The sequence below is a fragment of the Brevibacterium renqingii genome (genome assembly GCF_017808105.1).
GTDB lineage: Bacteria > Actinomycetota > Actinomycetes > Actinomycetales > Brevibacteriaceae > Brevibacterium > Brevibacterium renqingii.
Genome location: NZ_JADBHF010000012.1, coordinates 1 through 16975, shown reverse-complemented (window position 1 = coordinate 16975; position 16975 = coordinate 1). Strand labels below are relative to the sequence as shown.

The window sequence follows — 16975 nt, the reverse complement described above, 5'->3', positions numbered from 1 at the left end:
CACGCCAGTCGTCGACACTGACGCAACGGAGTCGCCGGACGATGACCTGCGAACTCTTCCCCGCCGCAGTAGGCTTCTGTGGCAAAGACCGAGGGAGGAGAGAAGAATGGATGAAGACAGCCACGACTTCCATCTGCGGATCGGACGAGAGGAACTCGTCATCCGTCAGCGCTACCAGTTCATCAGCATTGCCAATGATGTCCTCATCGGTCTGTGGTTCCTGATCGGCAGCTTCATGTTCTTCTCCGAGTCCCTGACTTATTCGGGCACGTGGCTGTTCGTCATCGGCAGCGTGGAGATGCTCATCCGCCCGGTCATCCGCCTCATCCGGCACCTCCACCTGCAGAGGATCCGCGGGCCCGAGACCGCGACCTCCGACTCGTCCTACGACTTCTGAGCCGAGCAAACCAGTCGATTCGAACGGCAATCTGGGCGGCCAGGGCCACGCCTGTCATGAGCCCACCGCCGTTCCTCCACTCGGCGTCAGCCAACGGTTTGCCCAGAGCAGCCAGCTCTCTTCGCGCAGCGGCAGCCCCGGGCCACATGATCGGCACAGCGGTGATCACGCCGGCCGTATACCCTCGCAGCAGCAGAGACGACAGCAGATGAGTGAACACATGACCCTCGAGACCTGCGACCGCATACCGGTAGAGGCGTGAGTCACCGGCCGTCCTCGCCCCCCGAGCTCCTGCCCAGGCGACAACTGCACCGACGAGTCCGACTGCGACCACACTCTGCTTCGTGTTCATCCGCAGCGCTTCGATGCCAGTGACTTCGGCCAGATGATCGGCTGTGGCGGGGAAGGTCAGCACTTCCTCGACGTCGTGCAGCGCCCACGAAGCGAACAGCGCCGCTGGACCGTGCATCATCGCTCATCCTCCCCGCGGGCAGTCATCGTGCCGCCATTACACCACAGAACCATCCGCCGCGCCGAGATCGTGAGACCTCAGAGGTCCGAACTGACACATCCGGGATCAGGGGGTGTCCGGTGGTCCTTTCACCAGCGTGGTGCTGAGATGGTCGAGGAATGCGGATGAATCGATCGAGCGGACGATCTCGGCGTTCACGTCCCGGCCCCACCGCCCCAGCCAGTCAGCGATGGTTTCGCCCCGCGTGAGGGTACCCGTAAGTTCGACGTCGACGGGCGCACCCAGCGTCGTCGCCCAAGGCAGCGCGCCCTGGCTTCCGTTCGTCACCACCCCGGCGGCATCGCCCTGGCGGGCCCATTCGAGGGCACAGGCGAGCACGAACGGATCGTGGATGTGTGCCAGATGACCGAGCCCGTCGGATTCGTGGAATTCGAAGTAGAACCGCAGTGCTTCGGACAGCTCGGCCAGCATCGCCCGCCACCTCTGATCGGTCTCGCCTGCCGCGTCGACAATGTCGGCGAACCTGTCGGGCGTCATTTCAACGGCTTCGGTGGCTTCGATCGGCGCGATGACCGGCAGGTGGGCCAGAGCCCCGGCGGCATGGGCCGCGCCGAACGCCGCGAGCACCCGGGCAACTGCTTCGGGGTCGAAGGTGACGTTCCATTCGGTCGTCGGATGCGTGTTGCCCCGATAGTTGAAGGCCCCGCCCATGATGAAGAGCCGTCGGAACAGGTTCGGCAGCTCCGGATCGATGGCGAGTGCGAGTGCGAGATTTGTTGACGGTCCGATGACGATGCCGACAATCTCCCCGGGGTGCGCGCGTGCCGCATCAATCCACGCCTGCGCCGCTGACACCGGACTGACAGGGACCGTCGGCGTCGGCAGCTCAGCGTATCCGGTACCGGTGCTGCCATGGGTGAGGTCGGCATATTCGGGAGCGCCTGCTTCGCGTGCCTCGCTCAGTTCCTGCCACGCAAGCGGCAGCGGATCGCCGGCGTGGACCGGGATATCGCTGCGTCCGGCAAGTTCGAGCCACCCAAGGGTGTTCGCCACGACCTGCTCGGTATCCACATTGCCGCCGGAGGCCGCGATTCCGACGACGTCCACGTCGTCCTGACAGCACAGATAGGCGAGGGCGAGCGCATCGTCGATTCCGGGATCGCAGTCGAGGAACACAGGGATCGTGGAAGACATGGTCCCATTCTGCCCGACTTCGCCGCCCATGCTCCTTCGAACGACCGTTTCATCCGCTGTCACCGGCGACGGATCCTCGACCAGTTCCCGCAGGGCTGGGTCGATCCCCGGCGAACGAGTCGGCAGCACAGGTAGACGGTGCTCGACGGCGGCTCGTCGATGCCGAACGCCCCGCGCAGGTCGACCGCTTCGTCACGGTCGAACCTGGTGCCGATCAGTTCGCCGAAGGGCATGCTGGTGATCCACGGCTTATGGGCGAGGGTGAAGGCATTGAGGAACATTTCGCAGTCACAGCAGCATGCGCCCATGCTTCCCAAACGTTCGAGGAGCGCTGTGGCCCGAGGCGCAGTCCGGTCGCGGTAGCCCTCGGCGAAGCGGTGCGTACCGTTGCAGCCGAACTCCCCGAGCTGGCGGAATACATAGCAGACCAGGCATTCGCCCGGTCGTGGGGCGAGGAGGCGGGCGGATGCTCCATCGATGATCGTTCTGACGTCTGAATCAAGCGTGTTCTTATCCATGACAACACACTTCCAGACGGCACTGACATGAAACTTGCTCAGGCGTTGCCGACTATCGATTCCCGTACGATTGGTGCAGATGAACGCACTGCGGAATCGACCGTAGAATCAGCGCCATGAGCATTCTCGTCGCCGGTGAGGCCCTGATCGACATCGTCAGCACATCCGGTGCTCGAAACCGTTACGCTCCCGGGGGCGCCCCCGCGAATGTCGCGCTCGGGCTCGGCCGCCTCGGCGATGAGGTCGCACTCCTCACCGACCTCGGGGACGACTTCCACGGCGGATTCCTGCTCGCGCATCTGCGGGAGTCCCACGTCGAGGTCCTCGCCCGACCGAACGGCAGAACCTCGACCGCGGCGGCACGATTGGCCCGGGACGGTACCGCGGACTACGACTTCCGGCTGCGGTGGGATCCCGACGAATCCCTGGTCGAGGACCGTGCCAGAGCGGTTTTTCACTTCGGTTCGATCGCCGCGTTCCTCCAACCGGGGGCCGAGGCGGTCGACCGTCTCATCGCACGCTTCGCCTCACCCGGCGAGGCACCTCCGGAAGCTCCGCTGCTGACCTTCGATCCGAACATCAGACCCTCGACCATCGGACCGCACGAAGCGGCTCTGTCTCGGTTCGAGGAGCTCGCCGCTCGCGTAGACCTCGTCAAACTCAGCGATGCCGATGCCGCCTGGCTCTACCCCGACCTCGATGCGCAGGCTCAGGTCGATCGCGTCCTCGGGCTCGGACCGGATCTGATGGCATTGACTCGCGGAGGCGACGGGGCGATCGTGGCGACCGCCTCGGCGCGGATTCCGGTGGAGTCGGCGGAGGTCGAGGTCAAGGACACCATCGGGGCCGGGGACACGTTCATGGTCTCCCTCATCCACGATCTGCATACGCTGCGGAAGCCCCTGTGCACTCTCGGGGAAGCCGAACTCCGGCGTCTGGGCGAACGTGCGGCGAGGCTGGCGGCGCTCACGGTGGGGCGTGAGGGGGCCGACCTCCCGTGGGCGGAGGACCTCACCGGCTGAGGAAGCCGCCGAGCTGCCGCAGGCACACTTCGTGGCCGTTCTTGTGCCCGTCGATCATGCCCTGCCCGACGAAGGAGGCGACCTGGTCGACGATGCTCACTCGCGTTCCGGTCGGCATCGCCTCGAGCGTCCAGGTGATGAGCGCGGCCGATAGGACCGAGTTGCCGTGGCTGACCGTTTCGCTCGACACGACGTAACGCCCCGGTTCGATCGCGCTGTACTGCCCGACGGACGCGAACTCCACTCACCGGGAGTCCCGCATCGAGCGAGAAAGCTCCCACCCGTGCGGAAGTCGTCGTGCTCGTAGACCATGGCCTCTCCGTCGGGGAATCGCTCCTCTGAGATCTGCTCGACGGGAAAGTGATTGCATTTCGCAAGCACTTATTCCATGGAACCACATCCGACCGATACCGGCAAGACCACATCGACCGCTGCCGATTCGGTCCCGGTCAGTCTGCAGCGACCTCGGCCTCGTAGGCCGCCTGCAGCCGCTCCGAGGCTCGCGAGGCCCCGGGGCCCGGCCGTGGCACACCGAGGTGGGATTCCCGCAGCTCGTCCATGAGCTCGGCGACCAGCCCGGGATCCTCGGCCATCAGCCTGGCGCGGATCGTCAGCTCGGCGGCGGTCTCCCGGTGAGTCATCCCCCACGCCCCGAGCGCGACCATGACCGGCAGGGTCTGAATGCCGGCTTCAGTGAGCGAGTACTGCGCGCGCTGACCCCGAGCCGCGGTCTCCCGCGTCAGCAGACCTTCGTCGACGAGCTTGCGCAGGCGAGCTGAGAGGATATTCGAGGCGATGCCCTCATCATTGCGAACCAGCAGCTCCCGGAAGTAGCGCCGCCCACCGAAGAGGATGTCGCGGAGCACGATGAGGCTCCAGGAATCACCCAGCACCTCGACTGCGGCATTGATCGCACATCCAGATCGTGGCTCGGTCGGCATCATTCCTCCGAATCTGATTGCAGCTGGAAATGGGCACGTCTAGGCTAGAACCAATTGTAATCCGCCATCACTGAGGAGGGCTCATGGCCCGCACTCGAGTCCACAGTCAGTTCGTCTCACTCGACGGGTTCTCCGCCGGTGAGTTCGTCACCTTCGACGAACCCATCGGCGAGGCGGGGAGGCTCTTCAGCCACTTCGATTGTCAGGGAATCGATGGAGTCCACACGATCGACGGTCCGATCACCCTCGACCGCACCCTCTTCGCGCTCTGGGGTCAGGGCATCGGGGCGGAGATCATGGGCAGACGCAAATTCGGGCCGCAGACCGGGCCGTGGCCCGACGACGGGTGGCGCGGCTGGTGGGGTGGGGAGCCGCCGTTTCGGACACCGTGCTTCGTACTCACCCACCACCCTCGTGATCCGCTCGAGTTCGAGAACGGGACGACATTCCACTTCGTCGACGCCGGCATCGACGAAGTCCTCGCTATGGCCTACGAGGCCGCCGGTGGACTCGATGTGCGCATCGGCGGGGGCCATCGACGATCCGGCAGTTCCTGGCCGCCGATCTCGTCGATTTCATGAACATCGCGATCGTGCCGATCACCCTGGGGCGGGGACAACCGCTGTGGCAGAGCCTGCCCGATGTCCAAGACCGATTCTCGATCGAGACCATCGGATCTGCGAGTGGACTGACCCATCAGCTGTGGAACCGCGTGCGCTGAACCGCCGATGCACGACAACGGCCGGTCGGACGTCGATTGACTCCGACCGGCCGCCTCGGTCACGCGTCATCTCATCTGATCGCCTCGGCGATGGGAGTCTGACCGTCGTAGAAGTTCACGGTCTCACGCACCGCAGCAGATGCGGAGATGACGTGGGTGATCACATCGGCGACGAGTTCGCGCGAGGTCACTCGCACGTCTGGGTCGGGGCGTTTGCCGTCGAGGTCTCCAGCGGCATCGGCGATGAGGACCTTGCCTGTCGAGGGTTCAAGGGTCAATCCGCCGGGGCCGAGGATCGTGTAGTCCAAAGAGCTGGCCCTCAGGTGCTCATCGGCTCCGTGCTTGGCCTGGACGTAGGGGTAGAAGGAGCTCTCTGGGTCGACTCGGTCGAGGTCGACGCCGGCACTGGAGTAGGAGACGATGACGAAGCGCTTGACTCCGGCCTGAACTGCGGCATCGATCGAACGCTTCGCCGCATCGAGGTCGACGGCTTTGGTGCGTGCGGGGTCTCCACCTCCGGCGCCGGCAGAGAAGACGACTGCCTCGGCGCCGGAGAAGACGTCCGCCAGCGCCTGCGTGTCAGCGGCTTCCATGTCGAGCACGACGGGGTTGGCCCCGGTGGCTTCGACATCGGCGGACTGCTGCGGATTGCGGATGACGGAATCGACGCTGAAGCCTGCGGCCTTGATCTTGGGTGCGGCCAGAAGCGCGATCTTTCCATGCCCGCCGAGGATGACGACGCGAGCTGAATCAGACATATCTTCCTCTGCTGTTGGTGATGCGTGGTCTCGGACATAGCGACGGGAACGTCCGGATTATTCCGCACAGTAAGCTGGTGGCATGTCCGAGGACCTTTCGCACGCCGCCATCATGCGGCAGTTGGACTTGGGAGGGCCTGTCCTCATACCCACTTCGGCGCGGCGTATCGTCCGCGCGGCGATCGTCATGTTCATCCTCGGCGTCGGCCTGCTCGCCGTCCTCGTGCTCCTCATCGACAGCACACTGAGCCAGAGCGGCAGCTGGATCGGTCTCGCGGTGAATCTGAGAGTATGGGCCTTGGTCGCGGGCATCATCGGATGCCTCATCCTCGCCCCGATCGGAGTGTTTGTACGCCTGCGTCGACGCGTGTCACTTGTGATCTCTCCCGATGGCATATCGCTCGCCCGTCGCGGACGGATTCTGCCCGAGCATCTCCTGGCCTGGCACGACGTCGAGGAGGTCGTCTACGAACGAGCCACGACTCGGGGGCCGAAGGCCCTCGCATGCCTGCTCACCGAGGAGGCCACCCGTCGGCTGCGTGGAAGGGGCCTGAAACCGCGTCTGCTCATCCGCGGCGGATTCGTCCTCAGCCCTCGCAGGCTGCACCCGGTGCTCGCAGCCGCACACGCGCGGTTCTCAGCGCACTCACATGGACGCCGATAGGTTCGCAGTCTCAAGTGCTCTACCGTTGAGACCATGATCCGACGCCTCATCGCCCTCGCCTTCTGGACCTTCGGCCGGTGGAAGCTCGTCACCGAGCCCGCCCCGAAGCGTCCGACCATCCTCATCGGGGCACCGCACACCTCCAATTGGGACTTCGTGCTCATGCTCGCCATCGCGTGGAGTCTCGGAGTCGAGGTGCATTGGCTGGGCAAGGATTCCCTGTTCGCCGGGTGGCGAAGGCCGATCATGCGCGGCCTCGGCGGCATTCCCGTGGACCGAACCGATCCCAGCAGGATCGTCGCCGAGGTCGTCGACCGAGTCCGTGCCGATGAGGTCTTCGGCCTCGTCATCACCCCTGACGGAACCCGGGGCGGGCATACGCATTGGAAGTCGGGATTCCACCGCATCGCTGTGCAGACGGGCATGCCGGTGACCCTGGGATACGTTGACTCTCTCACGCGGACGACGGGCCTGGGGCCGACCCTGGAGATGACCGGGGACATCGCCGAGGACATGGACCGCATCCGTGAGTTCTATGCTGATAAGCACGGCATCCGACCGGAGAAGCAGATCACGCCGAGGCTGCGCGAAGAGGACTCCGCACCCGGCGTCTGCGAAGGCGACCCGGAACCGAGCTGACATGGACGGTGATGTGCGCGTTCCGGCTGGGCCCGGGATCCCTGCCGGACTGGTCATCCCCGCCGCCGAACTCACCGAGCAGTTCTCCCGGTCCTCGGGCCCGGGCGGCCAGCACGTCAACACCTCTGATTCCCGCGTGCAGCTGAGCCTGAACCTGGCGAGCGCGTCGTTTCTCAGCGCCGGACAGCGCGATCGGGTGCTCATCCGACTGGCACCGAGGCTGTCCGGGACGGTGCTCACGGTGACGTCGGAGCGGCAGCGCTCGCAGCTGAAGAACCGACAGGACGCACGGATGCGCCTGGCCCACCTGCTGCGGGAGGCCTTGGCCCCACCGGTGCAGAGGCGAGCGACGAAGCCCTCACGCAGTTCCCGTCGCCGTCGGGTCCGCTCCGAGCAGCGGCGCTCTGAGATCAAGCGCAATCGTCGCCGGCCGCGTCCCGATTGATCCGAACCGAGCGCGGACGCGTGAGTCCTGGCTGCAGTTCCTTGGGGCCTGACACTCCCGGTGAGATCGCCGCCCCGTGACAGGAGCAGCATCGGGGAGCAGAATGGGCACCATGAATGCCAACGATATTCTCTCCGATCTGGTCCAGCGTCCTGCCCAGGCCGCCGAGGCACTGCCCGAGCTCTCCCCCGAACAGCTCAACACCCACCTCGGCGGTCATCCGAATTCGATCGCCTGGCTGCTGTGGCACAGTGGCCGCGAGATCGATGTGCAGCTCTCCGACCTCACCGGACAGCCGCAGCAGTGGGAGGAATTCCGGGAGCAGTTCGCTCTCGGTGAAGTCGGCGACACCGTCGGGCTCGGGCACACTCCCGAGCAGGCCGCGCAGGTCCGCGTCGAGGATCAGCAGCTTCTCGTCGACTACCTCAAAGCCACGCTCGACGCGTGCGCCGAGTACGTGAACACCCTCGACGATGCCGACCTCGGCGAAGTCATCGATGAGAACTGGACGCCGGCAGTCACTCGTGGCGTCCGCTTGGTCTCGGTCGTCGACGACGCCGTCCAACACGTCGCTCAAGCCGCCTTCATCGCGGGCGCCCTCGTCTGAGACAACAGCCGGGCACGGGGTCTCTTCAGCCGGCACCTGGTCGAGTCATGTTCGAGGGCGACGGAAGTCGGTGACGTCCCCGAGGCTGCGCAACCCGGCGGCTCGATAGGTCGCTGCGGCCGCGATGTTCGCCGATGGAGTGGCCACGGTGACGCTGGAGGCACCCATCGTCTGAAGAGCCGTTGCCGCCGCCCGGGTCATCTCGACGCCGAAGCCGTGGCCTCGGTGGGCGCTGTGCACACCGAGGGGCTCGATGATCCCCGGGCGTCCGGGCCCTGCGGACCAGACGGTGGCAGCACCAGCCGCTTGCCCGTCGTCGGTGTAGCCGATGAGGCACCGGGCGTGTGCGTAGGCGTATCCCTGTGCCATCTGTTCCCAGCGCTCAGCGGTGAGGGACGAGCCGGGGAACGCCGCAGATTCGACCGCGATGCGATCGTCGATGTGTCCGGAACCGGCGACTTCGATCCTCAGCGAGACCGGTGGAATCGGATCCTTCAGCCCGCAGTGGAAGGAGGTCCACGGCTCGTCATGTGCCCATCCCTCCTGCGCGAGGCGTCGTTGCAGGGCGCGCCCGAATCTGGCCTCGACGATGCCCCTGCCTGCGGGAAGGAGGTCTGAAAGCGCCCCGGTGAAGTCGTCGACGACTGCCTCGGCGATGTCGGCATCGTCCGCATGATCGGGAGAGACCGCCATGCGGATGAGCTCGGATTCGTCGAGGAACCCGACTGACACTATTTCGTCACCGCGCGCCCACACCCGCAGGGCTGAGGCGAGCGCCTCGGCTCCGAAACGCTGGTACCAGCCCAAGTCGCCCGGGTGGACCTGAACCGGTTGTCCTTCCCGCTGCCAGGAAGTGACGGCGTCGTTGACCTCGGGCAGGTCGTCCGCTGGCGGAGTCACCATCGTTGGCCTCACCGCGTTGTCTGCCTGTACCACACCACCTCACCATCGTCGACCTCGTCCCTCGGGTGCAGTCCCGATCAGAGCGTGATCCCGTGCAATCGGGCGTGCAGCCGGCGCACTTCGTCGCTGAGCTCCGGGTCCGGTCCGGCGACGTCGATGCCGGGTGCAACATCGTTGATCGGCAGCGGGAGGACAGGACCGGTGGGAAGACCCCACTCATTGAGCCATCCCGTCAGCTGTTCGCTGCTGCTGGCGTAGGCGATTCGTTCCAGCCCGACCCATGCGTGGGCTGCCGAACACATCGGGCAATGCTCGCCGGAGGTGTACACGGTTGATACCGCTCGCTGTTCCCGGCTGAGGTGGGCAGCCGCCCAGCGAGCGATCGCGAATTCGGGGTGACGGGTGTGGTCGCCGCCGGCAACTCGATTGCGATCGACGAAGAGCTCCTGGCCCTGGGAATCAACCAGGACGGACCCGAACGGTTCGTCACCGGACTCAAGCGCCTCATGTGCCAGGTCGACACTGCGGCGGAGGAATCTGCGGTCGTCGTCATTGAGATCGGATCGGTGTGCCATGCCCCTCATCCAACCACACATCGTCCCGATGAATAAGGCACTCGAGGTCGGCGGCACGTATCGGGTTCAGGGCATGAGCACGTAGCGCAGGGTCTCGACCACCTGATCGGTTGTCGTGCACCAGGCCTGGGCTTCGGCATCGACCTCTTTGAGGGGATGGACGATATCCGCGTCGTGCAGCGTGACATATGGCTTGCCGAGAGCGGCACTGTAGCCTGCGTCGAAGGCCGCATTCCACTGCTTGTACTTGTCGCCGAACCGCACCACCACCATGTCGCTCTTCGCGATGAGGGTGCGTGTGCGGATGGCGTTGACTTTGGCTGACTGATGGTCCCGCCAGAATCGGCTGTCATTCTCACCGAGGTGGTCTCCGGCGGCATCGCTGGCAGGGTGGTCGGTCACCGGCGCGGTGAACACGATGTCCAGACCGGCGGCCTCTGCGCCGCGTCGGATCTCATCGCGCCAATCGGTGTGGATCTCGCCGGAAAGATAGACGGAGAAACTCATTGGTGAAGGCTCCTGTTTCGAATGGTGGCGGAACCGGATCGTTCGCTCAACCACCACCATAGCCAATCGCCGGTCTTCAGGACGGTTGCGCGGACACGCGTACGGCTCTCCCCATGGGGCGTCCCTATGCCAAGCCTCCACCCGGGGTCAGCGAAGTCGCTCGGATAAGTAGTTCTCTGCAATGCTCAGGTGGCCCTGGCTGCCGAGCGAGTTCTTCGCTTTCTGCGGGTAGGCATGGTTTGCGAATGGAATCTGCACCGTCCGGACGTCGACTCCGCGGTCACGGGCAGAATCAGCCCAAGCGAGCTGGTCAGCCGGCGTGATGGTGTCATCGCGCATCGCGGTCATCACGAGCATGGGCGGCGCGGCATCAGTGAGATGCGTGAGGGAATTCACCGTGGCGTAGCGCTTCGGGTATTCCTCCGGTGTGCCGCCCGTGAAACTGGTCGCAAAGATGCGTGTGCCAGTGCCCGCGCCCGGGCCGGCAGGAGCGTTCTCGTAGAGGCCCGTCACATCGAACGCGGGATAATCAGCGACGACCGCGTCCGGGACAGGGACTTCACCTCCGCACGAGGACTCGGCGGCGCCTTGTGCGGCGGCACCGGCGGTGTTGGCGACCATGTTGCCACCGGAGCTCTCAGCCCAGAACGCGAGACGGTCCATATCTGCACCGAGCTCGTCTGCGTGGCCCTGAATCCAGGTGGCCGCGCACGCAACCTGCGAAGGTGCACTCTGCCAGGTCGGGTTGTCCGGAGTGGCGAGTTCGTACTCGACCGACACGACCAAGTAGCCGTGATCTGCGAGTTCCCGCAGTTCTGAGCTCGATGCATCGGGCTCGCCTGCGATCCATCCGCCGCCGTGGACGTACATGATGGTCGGTGCCGAATCCTTCTGGCCCGCCGGCTCGTAGACCGACACGGACAGATCGTCTCCCGAACTCGTCTTCTCGTACACCTCCTGGCGGTCGGGCGCTGCCGCATCGATAGCGGACAAGCCAAACGTTGCGGTGAACAGGTTCACCGAGCCGCCCGCGGACGTGATGGCGCCGACGAGAACGATGACGACTGCGAGGTTCGCAGCCGCGCCGGCCCCGCCGAGCATTGACGCGACGGCACCAGTGCGGCGCTGGCCCCTGCGTACAGCGATGATTCCGACGACGAGCACTATCAGACCCACCAGAGCCGATATCGGTGCCACAGTGGGCGCGAAACGCGCCGCAGCAGGGCTGAGGGGCCCGAGCCCGGGCACGAGCGATGCGATTCCGATGATCGCAGCGATCACGCCCATCACGAGCGCGAGAATGAGCACCGCCGTCCAGACTGCCGTTCCGACGCCACGTGGCACCGATCGCTGTGACGAACTCGTGCTGTCGGTCATCTTCAGTCCTCGACTTTCGATCTTTCAGGTTGGCATTCCACCTGCATCAGATCTCATGATTGCGATCATGCTGGCGCCAGGGGTCACTCTAACGCAGGCCACTCCCCCGCGACCTTGCTGTTTCGTGAGCGGACAGGACGAAGACAAGCCGGCTGCGGTGGGCAGTGCACCTGAAAACGCGCCGCTGCCGAGTGAGCGTCACAGAGGCGACGAACCGCGGATTTCACCTCGGTCGGTTTGCGGACCTCATTGTCAGGACTCACCGACGCACAGAACAGCTCTTTATACGTTGAACCGGAACTCCACCACGTTCCGTAGCCGAATAATCTATGAGGTTGGCAGCGCGCGAGGTCGACCAACGCTCGGCGCTCCTGATGTGACATCACAGTACGATGACCTGGTGATATGAACATTGGACCGCTCGTAACAAGGCACCAAGTCGACGAGCAGCGCGACGTCAACACACGCCCGCCCCGAGCCAGGATTCGACGGCTTCTGCCCCGAGTCGTCCGCCTGGCGTTCAAAGAACGGCGGCCGCTTCGCACGCCGCACATCCTGCTACCCGACGACGAGGCAGCAAAGAGCTAGGAAAAGAACAGAATCGCGTCGAACAGCCCAACGCCGGACGCGAGTCGCACGCTCGAATCGTAAGGCACCCGCCCACCCCGACCACGAGATAAAGGCTATCGATGGGAACTTTTGCAGGGTTCGAAGAGAAGGAGTTCGAAACGCTTGCGAACGCGAGCTTCGTGCTTGGTGCGCCGAATGCCGGACGCAATACGCCGGCATTATTTAGCCCTGGGCAGGTGCTCGAGCGAACCATGGGATTCGATTTTTCGGTTTACCTAGACCCCACATCAACGACGTACAGACTGCTATTCGGCGCCTACCCTGGACCACGCACGCCAGGCGCCACCACCCCGCCGGCGCAGCTGCCAACAGCCGCTCGCAGCGTCAACACGTTCGTTCAATACAAGCGGCCAGAGTACTTTACACAGAACCACCGTCAAACCGTCTGGAGAGGTCAACCATTCCTCCGCTTCAGCGTCCGGTCCAGATATAGACTGAACGGGCAGCCGGTCGATGACCACTCGCAACTCGAAACCCTCGACCGCCTTGCTAGCAACAATCCGGGCTTAAAGGTTCGATACGCCTGCCCATCCGCGTGGACACGAAACGACCTCTATGCGGACTACACGCGGCGATCACTCATTTCAAACTGTGCGTTCACAGATCCGAGAAACCTCTCGCACGTCGAAAACGGCAGACACGCAGGATGGCACGACTACTGGACCTACCAGCCCACAAATCCGGCTCTTGGCCGCCCAAACCCGAGCGGCCCGTCACGAGAATCACAGACCGGCGACGGATTCATGGAGGAAATACGAAGATCTGTTGACGCCCAGCCGAGCAACGGCTTCCGTGACGAGGTCTTCCAGATTCAGACCAACACCAGAGAGAGCTTGAAGGAATCACGGTTCTTTGCAAGCAAATCTGATCTTCGCGGTCGCACCAAAGCACAGACCGTCGACCAAGCGACCAAGTCCACGAAGAAAGACTTCCTCGACACTCCACGCGATGAGAATTGGCTCGTCAACTCGAGCGAACTCGACTATCCACCGCCCCGCCTGCCCCGGGACGACGAAATGGAGGTAGTTGAGACGACTGTTGAAGTTGCCGCAACCGCAAGAGAACTGGGCCTCACTTGGATGACCGCATTTGGATGAAACTATACCCGTCCTACAACGCGGATCTCTCCACCGCGTTCTGTCGCTGAGTAACATCCGACGCACATACGACGGCATCAGGGGCTGGCATCGAGTCCGTCGCAGGAGCGGCAACCACCGTCATCTTATCAAGGTGCTGTGTACGAGACCGGGAATCAGGCTGCGCGCACCGTGGCTCGCGTCGTGCGGACCTGGCCTTGGTCCTCCCATTGCACGACGCAGATGGCCTGCGAGGGCGACCCCCAAGCACGCAGTACAGGGAACTCCACCGAACCTCGGGGAGGCAGTGTCTCGATCGGAGCGTTTCGGTCCTCCCGCAACGAGAAGTCATCCACTAGGTTGCCCTCGCTATCCTCGTATCGAAAACTGACGTTGCTTACCGGCCGCGGGACGGTGCTTTCCAGGACCAAGCGCCAACGACGTTTGGTTCGCAGTTGTCCCTTGCTATCGACGTTCGGCGATTCGGTAACTTCAAGTCGCGGCCAGATACCTTCGCTCGAATCCGGAGTATCCTGACCCACGTCGGCGTCTAACAGGCTCGGATCTTCATCTTCGTCCTCATCAGGGACGAGTGCAGCTTCAGCTTCCCGTCTAAACTTGTTTGCGACGCGTGGAAGAAGTGCGGATAGGTTTGAGCGGAGCTCTTCAGACGATGTGTAACTACCAGTAAACGCTCGCCTCTGTAACGAAGCCACATACTCTTCAAGTGCAGCGCGCTGCGTCTGCGCCTCGGTGCCCCGACCCGGCGGTCGAGGACAGTCGTTGAGGTACACCGCTACTTCTTTACCGCCTTTAAGTAATCGTTCCACTTCTTCAGCGGTGCCTGAAGCATGGTCGGGTGTAGGGGTCCCCATCCGGTCGGTAAGTAGGACAATTGCGGTGTCCGATTCGTCGACTATCTGCTCACTCAAAACAGCTTGTGCATACCCGCCGAATCCAGGCGAGGCGTTCTCTTGCCAGTCGACGGGATTGAAAACCACTCCGAAGGTCCGCCCATAGGCGGCGTTCCAGGTCCGTATGGCGGAGTGAATCACATCGCGATGCTCATCGGGCAGATCCCCTGGCCCCGAGATCAACACCTGCAACACCAACGCACTTATCGCCATCTTCAGTCCTCATCTCGTCGTTGAACACTCACGTTGGGGACCATCATCGGCCAAGCGACGTTTCGCGTGCTCCGACTGGGCAAAGCCCCCGAGGATCGACACCAACGGCACGATTGTTCTGGGAGTATCGACTTGCAGGGACTGGCTCCAGGTTCATTTTCTCTGCGGCAGACCCTCGCGTGGTGTGATGTCCCATACTCGCTCGCACCCGAGAATGTCCTCTGCCCACCCGCCAAGGACAGCAGCGTCAACACGAGTTGCCCCCAGCGCGTGAACTAGTGTCGCTTTCAGAGCGACGCCGACTGCGCCTGCGAGGTGGCCCGTGACCAGGAGTACTCTTTGCTCATCCAATCGGCGCGACGCATCCACTAGGGACAGATCACCCCGGGTAACCAGAGCAGCTCCGATCAGACGACCGCCCGCCTCATCGACCGGCATCATTTGCCAAGCCTTGCCTGCGGCAACGTCGACAAGTAACTCGGCGGCCTCTCGCAGGTCCTCATTAGCTAGAGTGCTATTGAGAGTCTGTGCCCAACATACCTGCGACAGGAAATCCTGATTTGTCCCCATGTAGACAGTATCTCCTCTCTTCTCAACTCTGCCCAGCTAACATGCCCGGTTTCTAGGTAGTTCCTGCGGCCGCCTGAGCTAAGCCTGCTATGGCGGCGGCGGCCGCCTCCTTGTACTTGAGATTCACCTGCCCTGCGGCGAGTTCATCCAAGGACGCCTTGTCCGAGCCGTACGCCTGGCCGCACTCTTTGCCCGAGAGTAGAGTCGTCCTCTGAACCTCCGCATATGCGGCAGCGACCACAGCCCCCTCGATAAGCAGGCGCTTGCGAGGACCTTCCTGGTTCGAAGCGCGGGCAGGTCTGTCCGCTCGGCGAACAACCACAGTATCGGGAGCCAGCGATCGGACTCGCCCTCGGATTGCCTTGGCGGCTTCGCCCAACTGAGCCGCCAAGGGTCGGTCCTCTAACGGAATCTCAAACGTGTCCTTGACCTCAACGGCAGCAGCACCTTGCACATCAGAGGCACAGCCTTCGAGGAGGGCAAGGGTCAAGATGGGTCGGGCCTTCAGTGTCACGGCGATCCCAAGGGTCTTCATCGGCCCATTATGCCTAGAATTGCTTGGTGACCAGTTCTCACACGCCGCCCATGATCGTCGATGGGCGCTATGAAGTCATTCGCGAGCTCGGTAGAGGTTCATACGGCCAGGTCCTTGAGGTTCGCGACCATACGATGGCGACGCGCTGTGCATTGAAGCTGCTATCGGACGACGTACTTGTCGGCCCTTGGACCGAATCCCACTTGTTGAGGGGCTTGCGAGGTGAGTACATCCTCCCGATCCTCAATGCTGACGTGGTGGCCGGGCGCCGCTACATCGTCACTGAGGTCATGATGGGCGGTACAGTGGATGATCACATCCAGGCGGCTATAGGTATGCCAATAGATCGGGCTGTCCGCTGGGCCCGGGAGGCATGTCAGGGGATAGCACGCGTGCATGACTACGACCTAGTTCACGGCGACATCAAGCCTGGAAACCTCTTCCTAGACGCTCGTGAGGAGGTTCTTGTGGGCGATTTCGGCCTTGCACAACAAGTGGATGATCAAGGCTTCGCTCAAGCCGTCGGAACCCCCGCGACGATGGCTCCCGAGGTAGCAGCCTCTTTCAAGGGTAAGTCGTCAACGCCCTTGACCTACACCAGACTCAGTGATGTGTACAGCCTTGGAGCAACGGCATACTGGATGATTGCCGGTCAACCGCCCAGCGTTGGCACGACCGATCTGGTCTCCGGCACTCGCCCAGACCTCTGGACCGTGGCGCCCCACGCCCCCAGGGGGCTCCGTGACGCAATCAATCGTGCGATTGCTCTTGATCCAAAGCAGCGACAGGCCTCAGCCTCGCAATTGGCAGCGGAGCTCGGGCTGCACCGCTCACCGGATCGCACGTGGAACCGGACCGTTCCCCATAGCGGCCACGAACAGTGCTACTCAGGGGCCAAAGGTGAGTCAGTGATTGAAGTCTGCGTTCATCCCGAGAGCACCTCTCGGGTTCGTATTACCGGACAGCACGCGAGTTCCGCGCGCCGGGTACGGAAGGCGGAGCGAACCTCATCGCGTCGAAACCTCGCGACTGCTCTGCGCTCTGCGTTCCGCGCCTGCAACTAGCATTCGACACTCTCGAAGGGCTTCGTTACTTGCTGCACAAACTACTGCTTCCTACCCGTGCCCCGGAGCCGAGGCCAAGATCATTGGTTCTTTGAAGGACATAGGGCACCAGATGCTAGACCGCAAAACGAAAACTGACCACGTTCCGTAGCCGAAGGGACTGCTGAAGGTTTGGTTGACTCCTGGGTTTATGCCGCCAGGGCGACGGCCTTTTGGTGAACAAGCTCGTATTC

At 63.4% G+C, this 16975-nt stretch carries 22 protein-coding genes; 10 read left to right on the top strand and 12 right to left on the bottom strand.

The window, feature by feature from the left end; genetic code table 11:
- Positions 1-106: 106 nt before the first annotated feature.
- On the top strand, positions 107-397 hold the full coding sequence (locus tag IHE57_RS12665; protein WP_209373499.1) for a YrhK family protein: 291 nt from the start codon (positions 107-109) through the stop codon (positions 395-397).
- On the opposite strand, the gene IHE57_RS16760 is transcribed toward IHE57_RS12665, so the two are convergent.
- From IHE57_RS16760 to IHE57_RS12650, 3 genes are all read right to left on the bottom strand, one after another.
- Positions 324-866, bottom strand: coding sequence for an HXXEE domain-containing protein (locus tag IHE57_RS16760; protein ID WP_366933957.1), 543 nt, complete (start codon positions 864-866; stop codon positions 324-326). The two genes, IHE57_RS12665 and IHE57_RS16760, sit on opposite strands and share 74 nt — an antisense overlap.
- Positions 867-974: 108 nt before the next feature.
- Positions 975-2063, bottom strand: coding sequence for a nucleoside hydrolase (locus tag IHE57_RS12655; protein WP_209325246.1), 1089 nt, complete (start codon positions 2061-2063; stop codon positions 975-977).
- Positions 2064-2122: 59 nt separating this feature from the next.
- Positions 2123-2581 (bottom strand): DUF2695 domain-containing protein, encoded by a 459-nt coding sequence (locus tag IHE57_RS12650; protein WP_209373495.1) that lies wholly within the window; start codon positions 2579-2581, stop codon positions 2123-2125.
- A gap of 116 nt (positions 2582-2697) precedes the next feature.
- Here IHE57_RS12650 and IHE57_RS12645 point away from each other — a divergent pair, with 116 nt between their 5' ends.
- Entirely contained in the window at positions 2698-3603 is a 906-nt protein-coding gene (locus tag IHE57_RS12645; protein ID WP_209373494.1) for a carbohydrate kinase family protein, read from the top strand.
- Here the strand turns inward: IHE57_RS12645 and IHE57_RS12640 are convergent.
- Both IHE57_RS12640 and IHE57_RS12635 read right to left on the bottom strand, forming a co-directional pair.
- Entirely contained in the window at positions 3593-3847 is a 255-nt protein-coding gene (locus IHE57_RS12640) for an SRPBCC domain-containing protein (RefSeq protein ID WP_209373492.1), read from the bottom strand. The genes IHE57_RS12645 and IHE57_RS12640 overlap by 11 nt on opposite strands.
- Positions 3848-4052: 205 nt before the next feature.
- Positions 4053-4544, bottom strand: coding sequence for a winged helix-turn-helix transcriptional regulator (locus tag IHE57_RS12635; protein ID WP_209373486.1), 492 nt, complete (start codon positions 4542-4544; stop codon positions 4053-4055).
- A gap of 83 nt (positions 4545-4627) precedes the next feature.
- On the opposite strand from IHE57_RS12635, the gene IHE57_RS12630 reads away from it, so the two are divergent.
- Together IHE57_RS12630 and IHE57_RS16755 are read left to right on the top strand one after the other, a co-directional pair.
- Positions 4628-5125 (top strand): dihydrofolate reductase family protein, encoded by a 498-nt coding sequence (locus IHE57_RS12630; RefSeq protein ID WP_366933949.1) that lies wholly within the window; start codon positions 4628-4630, stop codon positions 5123-5125.
- A complete protein-coding gene (locus tag IHE57_RS16755) occupies positions 5122-5265 on the top strand; it encodes a hypothetical protein (RefSeq protein WP_366933948.1) in 144 nt (47 codons plus the stop codon). The genes IHE57_RS12630 and IHE57_RS16755 overlap by 4 nt, the downstream gene beginning before the upstream one ends.
- A gap of 71 nt (positions 5266-5336) precedes the next feature.
- Here the strand turns inward: IHE57_RS16755 and IHE57_RS12625 are convergent, their stop codons facing one another.
- On the bottom strand, positions 5337-6023 hold the full coding sequence (locus IHE57_RS12625) for an SDR family oxidoreductase (RefSeq protein ID WP_209373485.1): 687 nt from the start codon (positions 6021-6023) through the stop codon (positions 5337-5339).
- 82 nt (positions 6024-6105) lie between these two features.
- Here IHE57_RS12625 and IHE57_RS12620 point away from each other — a divergent pair, with 82 nt between their 5' ends.
- The 4 genes from IHE57_RS12620 to IHE57_RS12605 all read left to right on the top strand — a co-directional run bounded on the left by IHE57_RS12620 (position 6106) and on the right by IHE57_RS12605 (position 8378).
- Positions 6106-6687 carry a hypothetical protein gene (locus tag IHE57_RS12620; protein WP_209373483.1) on the top strand — a complete coding sequence of 194 codons (582 nt, stop codon included), beginning with the start codon at positions 6106-6108 and terminating at the stop codon, positions 6685-6687.
- A 33-nt stretch (positions 6688-6720) separates the two neighbouring features.
- Positions 6721-7326 carry a 1-acyl-sn-glycerol-3-phosphate acyltransferase gene (locus IHE57_RS12615; RefSeq protein ID WP_209373481.1) on the top strand — a complete coding sequence of 202 codons (606 nt, stop codon included), beginning with the start codon at positions 6721-6723 and terminating at the stop codon, positions 7324-7326.
- 1 nt (position 7327) lies between these two features.
- A complete protein-coding gene (arfB, locus tag IHE57_RS12610; protein ID WP_209373479.1) occupies positions 7328-7771 on the top strand; it encodes an alternative ribosome rescue aminoacyl-tRNA hydrolase ArfB in 444 nt (147 codons plus the stop codon).
- A gap of 112 nt (positions 7772-7883) precedes the next feature.
- On the top strand, positions 7884-8378 hold the full coding sequence (locus IHE57_RS12605) for a mycothiol transferase (RefSeq protein WP_209373477.1): 495 nt from the start codon (positions 7884-7886) through the stop codon (positions 8376-8378).
- Positions 8379-8423: 45 nt separating this feature from the next.
- Here the strand turns inward: IHE57_RS12605 and IHE57_RS12600 are convergent, their stop codons facing one another.
- The 4 genes from IHE57_RS12600 to IHE57_RS12585 all read right to left on the bottom strand — a co-directional run bounded on the left by IHE57_RS12600 (position 8424) and on the right by IHE57_RS12585 (position 11740).
- Complete coding sequence (locus IHE57_RS12600; protein WP_209373475.1) at positions 8424-9281, bottom strand: GNAT family N-acetyltransferase; 858 nt, start codon at positions 9279-9281, stop codon at positions 8424-8426.
- Between the two features lie 77 nt (positions 9282-9358).
- Positions 9359-9856 carry a nucleoside deaminase gene (locus tag IHE57_RS12595; protein ID WP_209373467.1) on the bottom strand — a complete coding sequence of 166 codons (498 nt, stop codon included), beginning with the start codon at positions 9854-9856 and terminating at the stop codon, positions 9359-9361.
- 66 nt (positions 9857-9922) lie between these two features.
- Positions 9923-10363: a YtoQ family protein gene (locus IHE57_RS12590; protein ID WP_209373465.1), complete on the bottom strand. Its 441-nt coding sequence runs from the start codon at positions 10361-10363 to the stop codon at positions 9923-9925.
- A 147-nt stretch (positions 10364-10510) separates the two neighbouring features.
- Positions 10511-11740 (bottom strand): alpha/beta hydrolase, encoded by a 1230-nt coding sequence (locus tag IHE57_RS12585; RefSeq protein ID WP_209373463.1) that lies wholly within the window; start codon positions 11738-11740, stop codon positions 10511-10513.
- A 689-nt stretch (positions 11741-12429) separates the two neighbouring features.
- On the opposite strand from IHE57_RS12585, the gene IHE57_RS12580 reads away from it, so the two are divergent.
- Positions 12430-13467, top strand: coding sequence for a hypothetical protein (locus IHE57_RS12580; RefSeq protein ID WP_209373462.1), 1038 nt, complete (start codon positions 12430-12432; stop codon positions 13465-13467).
- A 155-nt stretch (positions 13468-13622) separates the two neighbouring features.
- Here the strand turns inward: IHE57_RS12580 and IHE57_RS12575 are convergent, their stop codons facing one another.
- Positions 13623-14573: a DUF4062 domain-containing protein gene (locus tag IHE57_RS12575; protein ID WP_209373460.1), complete on the bottom strand. Its 951-nt coding sequence runs from the start codon at positions 14571-14573 to the stop codon at positions 13623-13625.
- Between the two features lie 622 nt (positions 14574-15195).
- A complete protein-coding gene (locus tag IHE57_RS12570) occupies positions 15196-15678 on the bottom strand; it encodes a hypothetical protein (protein WP_209373455.1) in 483 nt (160 codons plus the stop codon).
- A gap of 50 nt (positions 15679-15728) precedes the next feature.
- On the opposite strand from IHE57_RS12570, the gene IHE57_RS16750 reads away from it, so the two are divergent.
- Positions 15729-16742 carry a serine/threonine-protein kinase gene (locus IHE57_RS16750; protein ID WP_366933956.1) on the top strand — a complete coding sequence of 338 codons (1014 nt, stop codon included), beginning with the start codon at positions 15729-15731 and terminating at the stop codon, positions 16740-16742.
- Positions 16743-16975 lie beyond the last annotated feature (233 nt).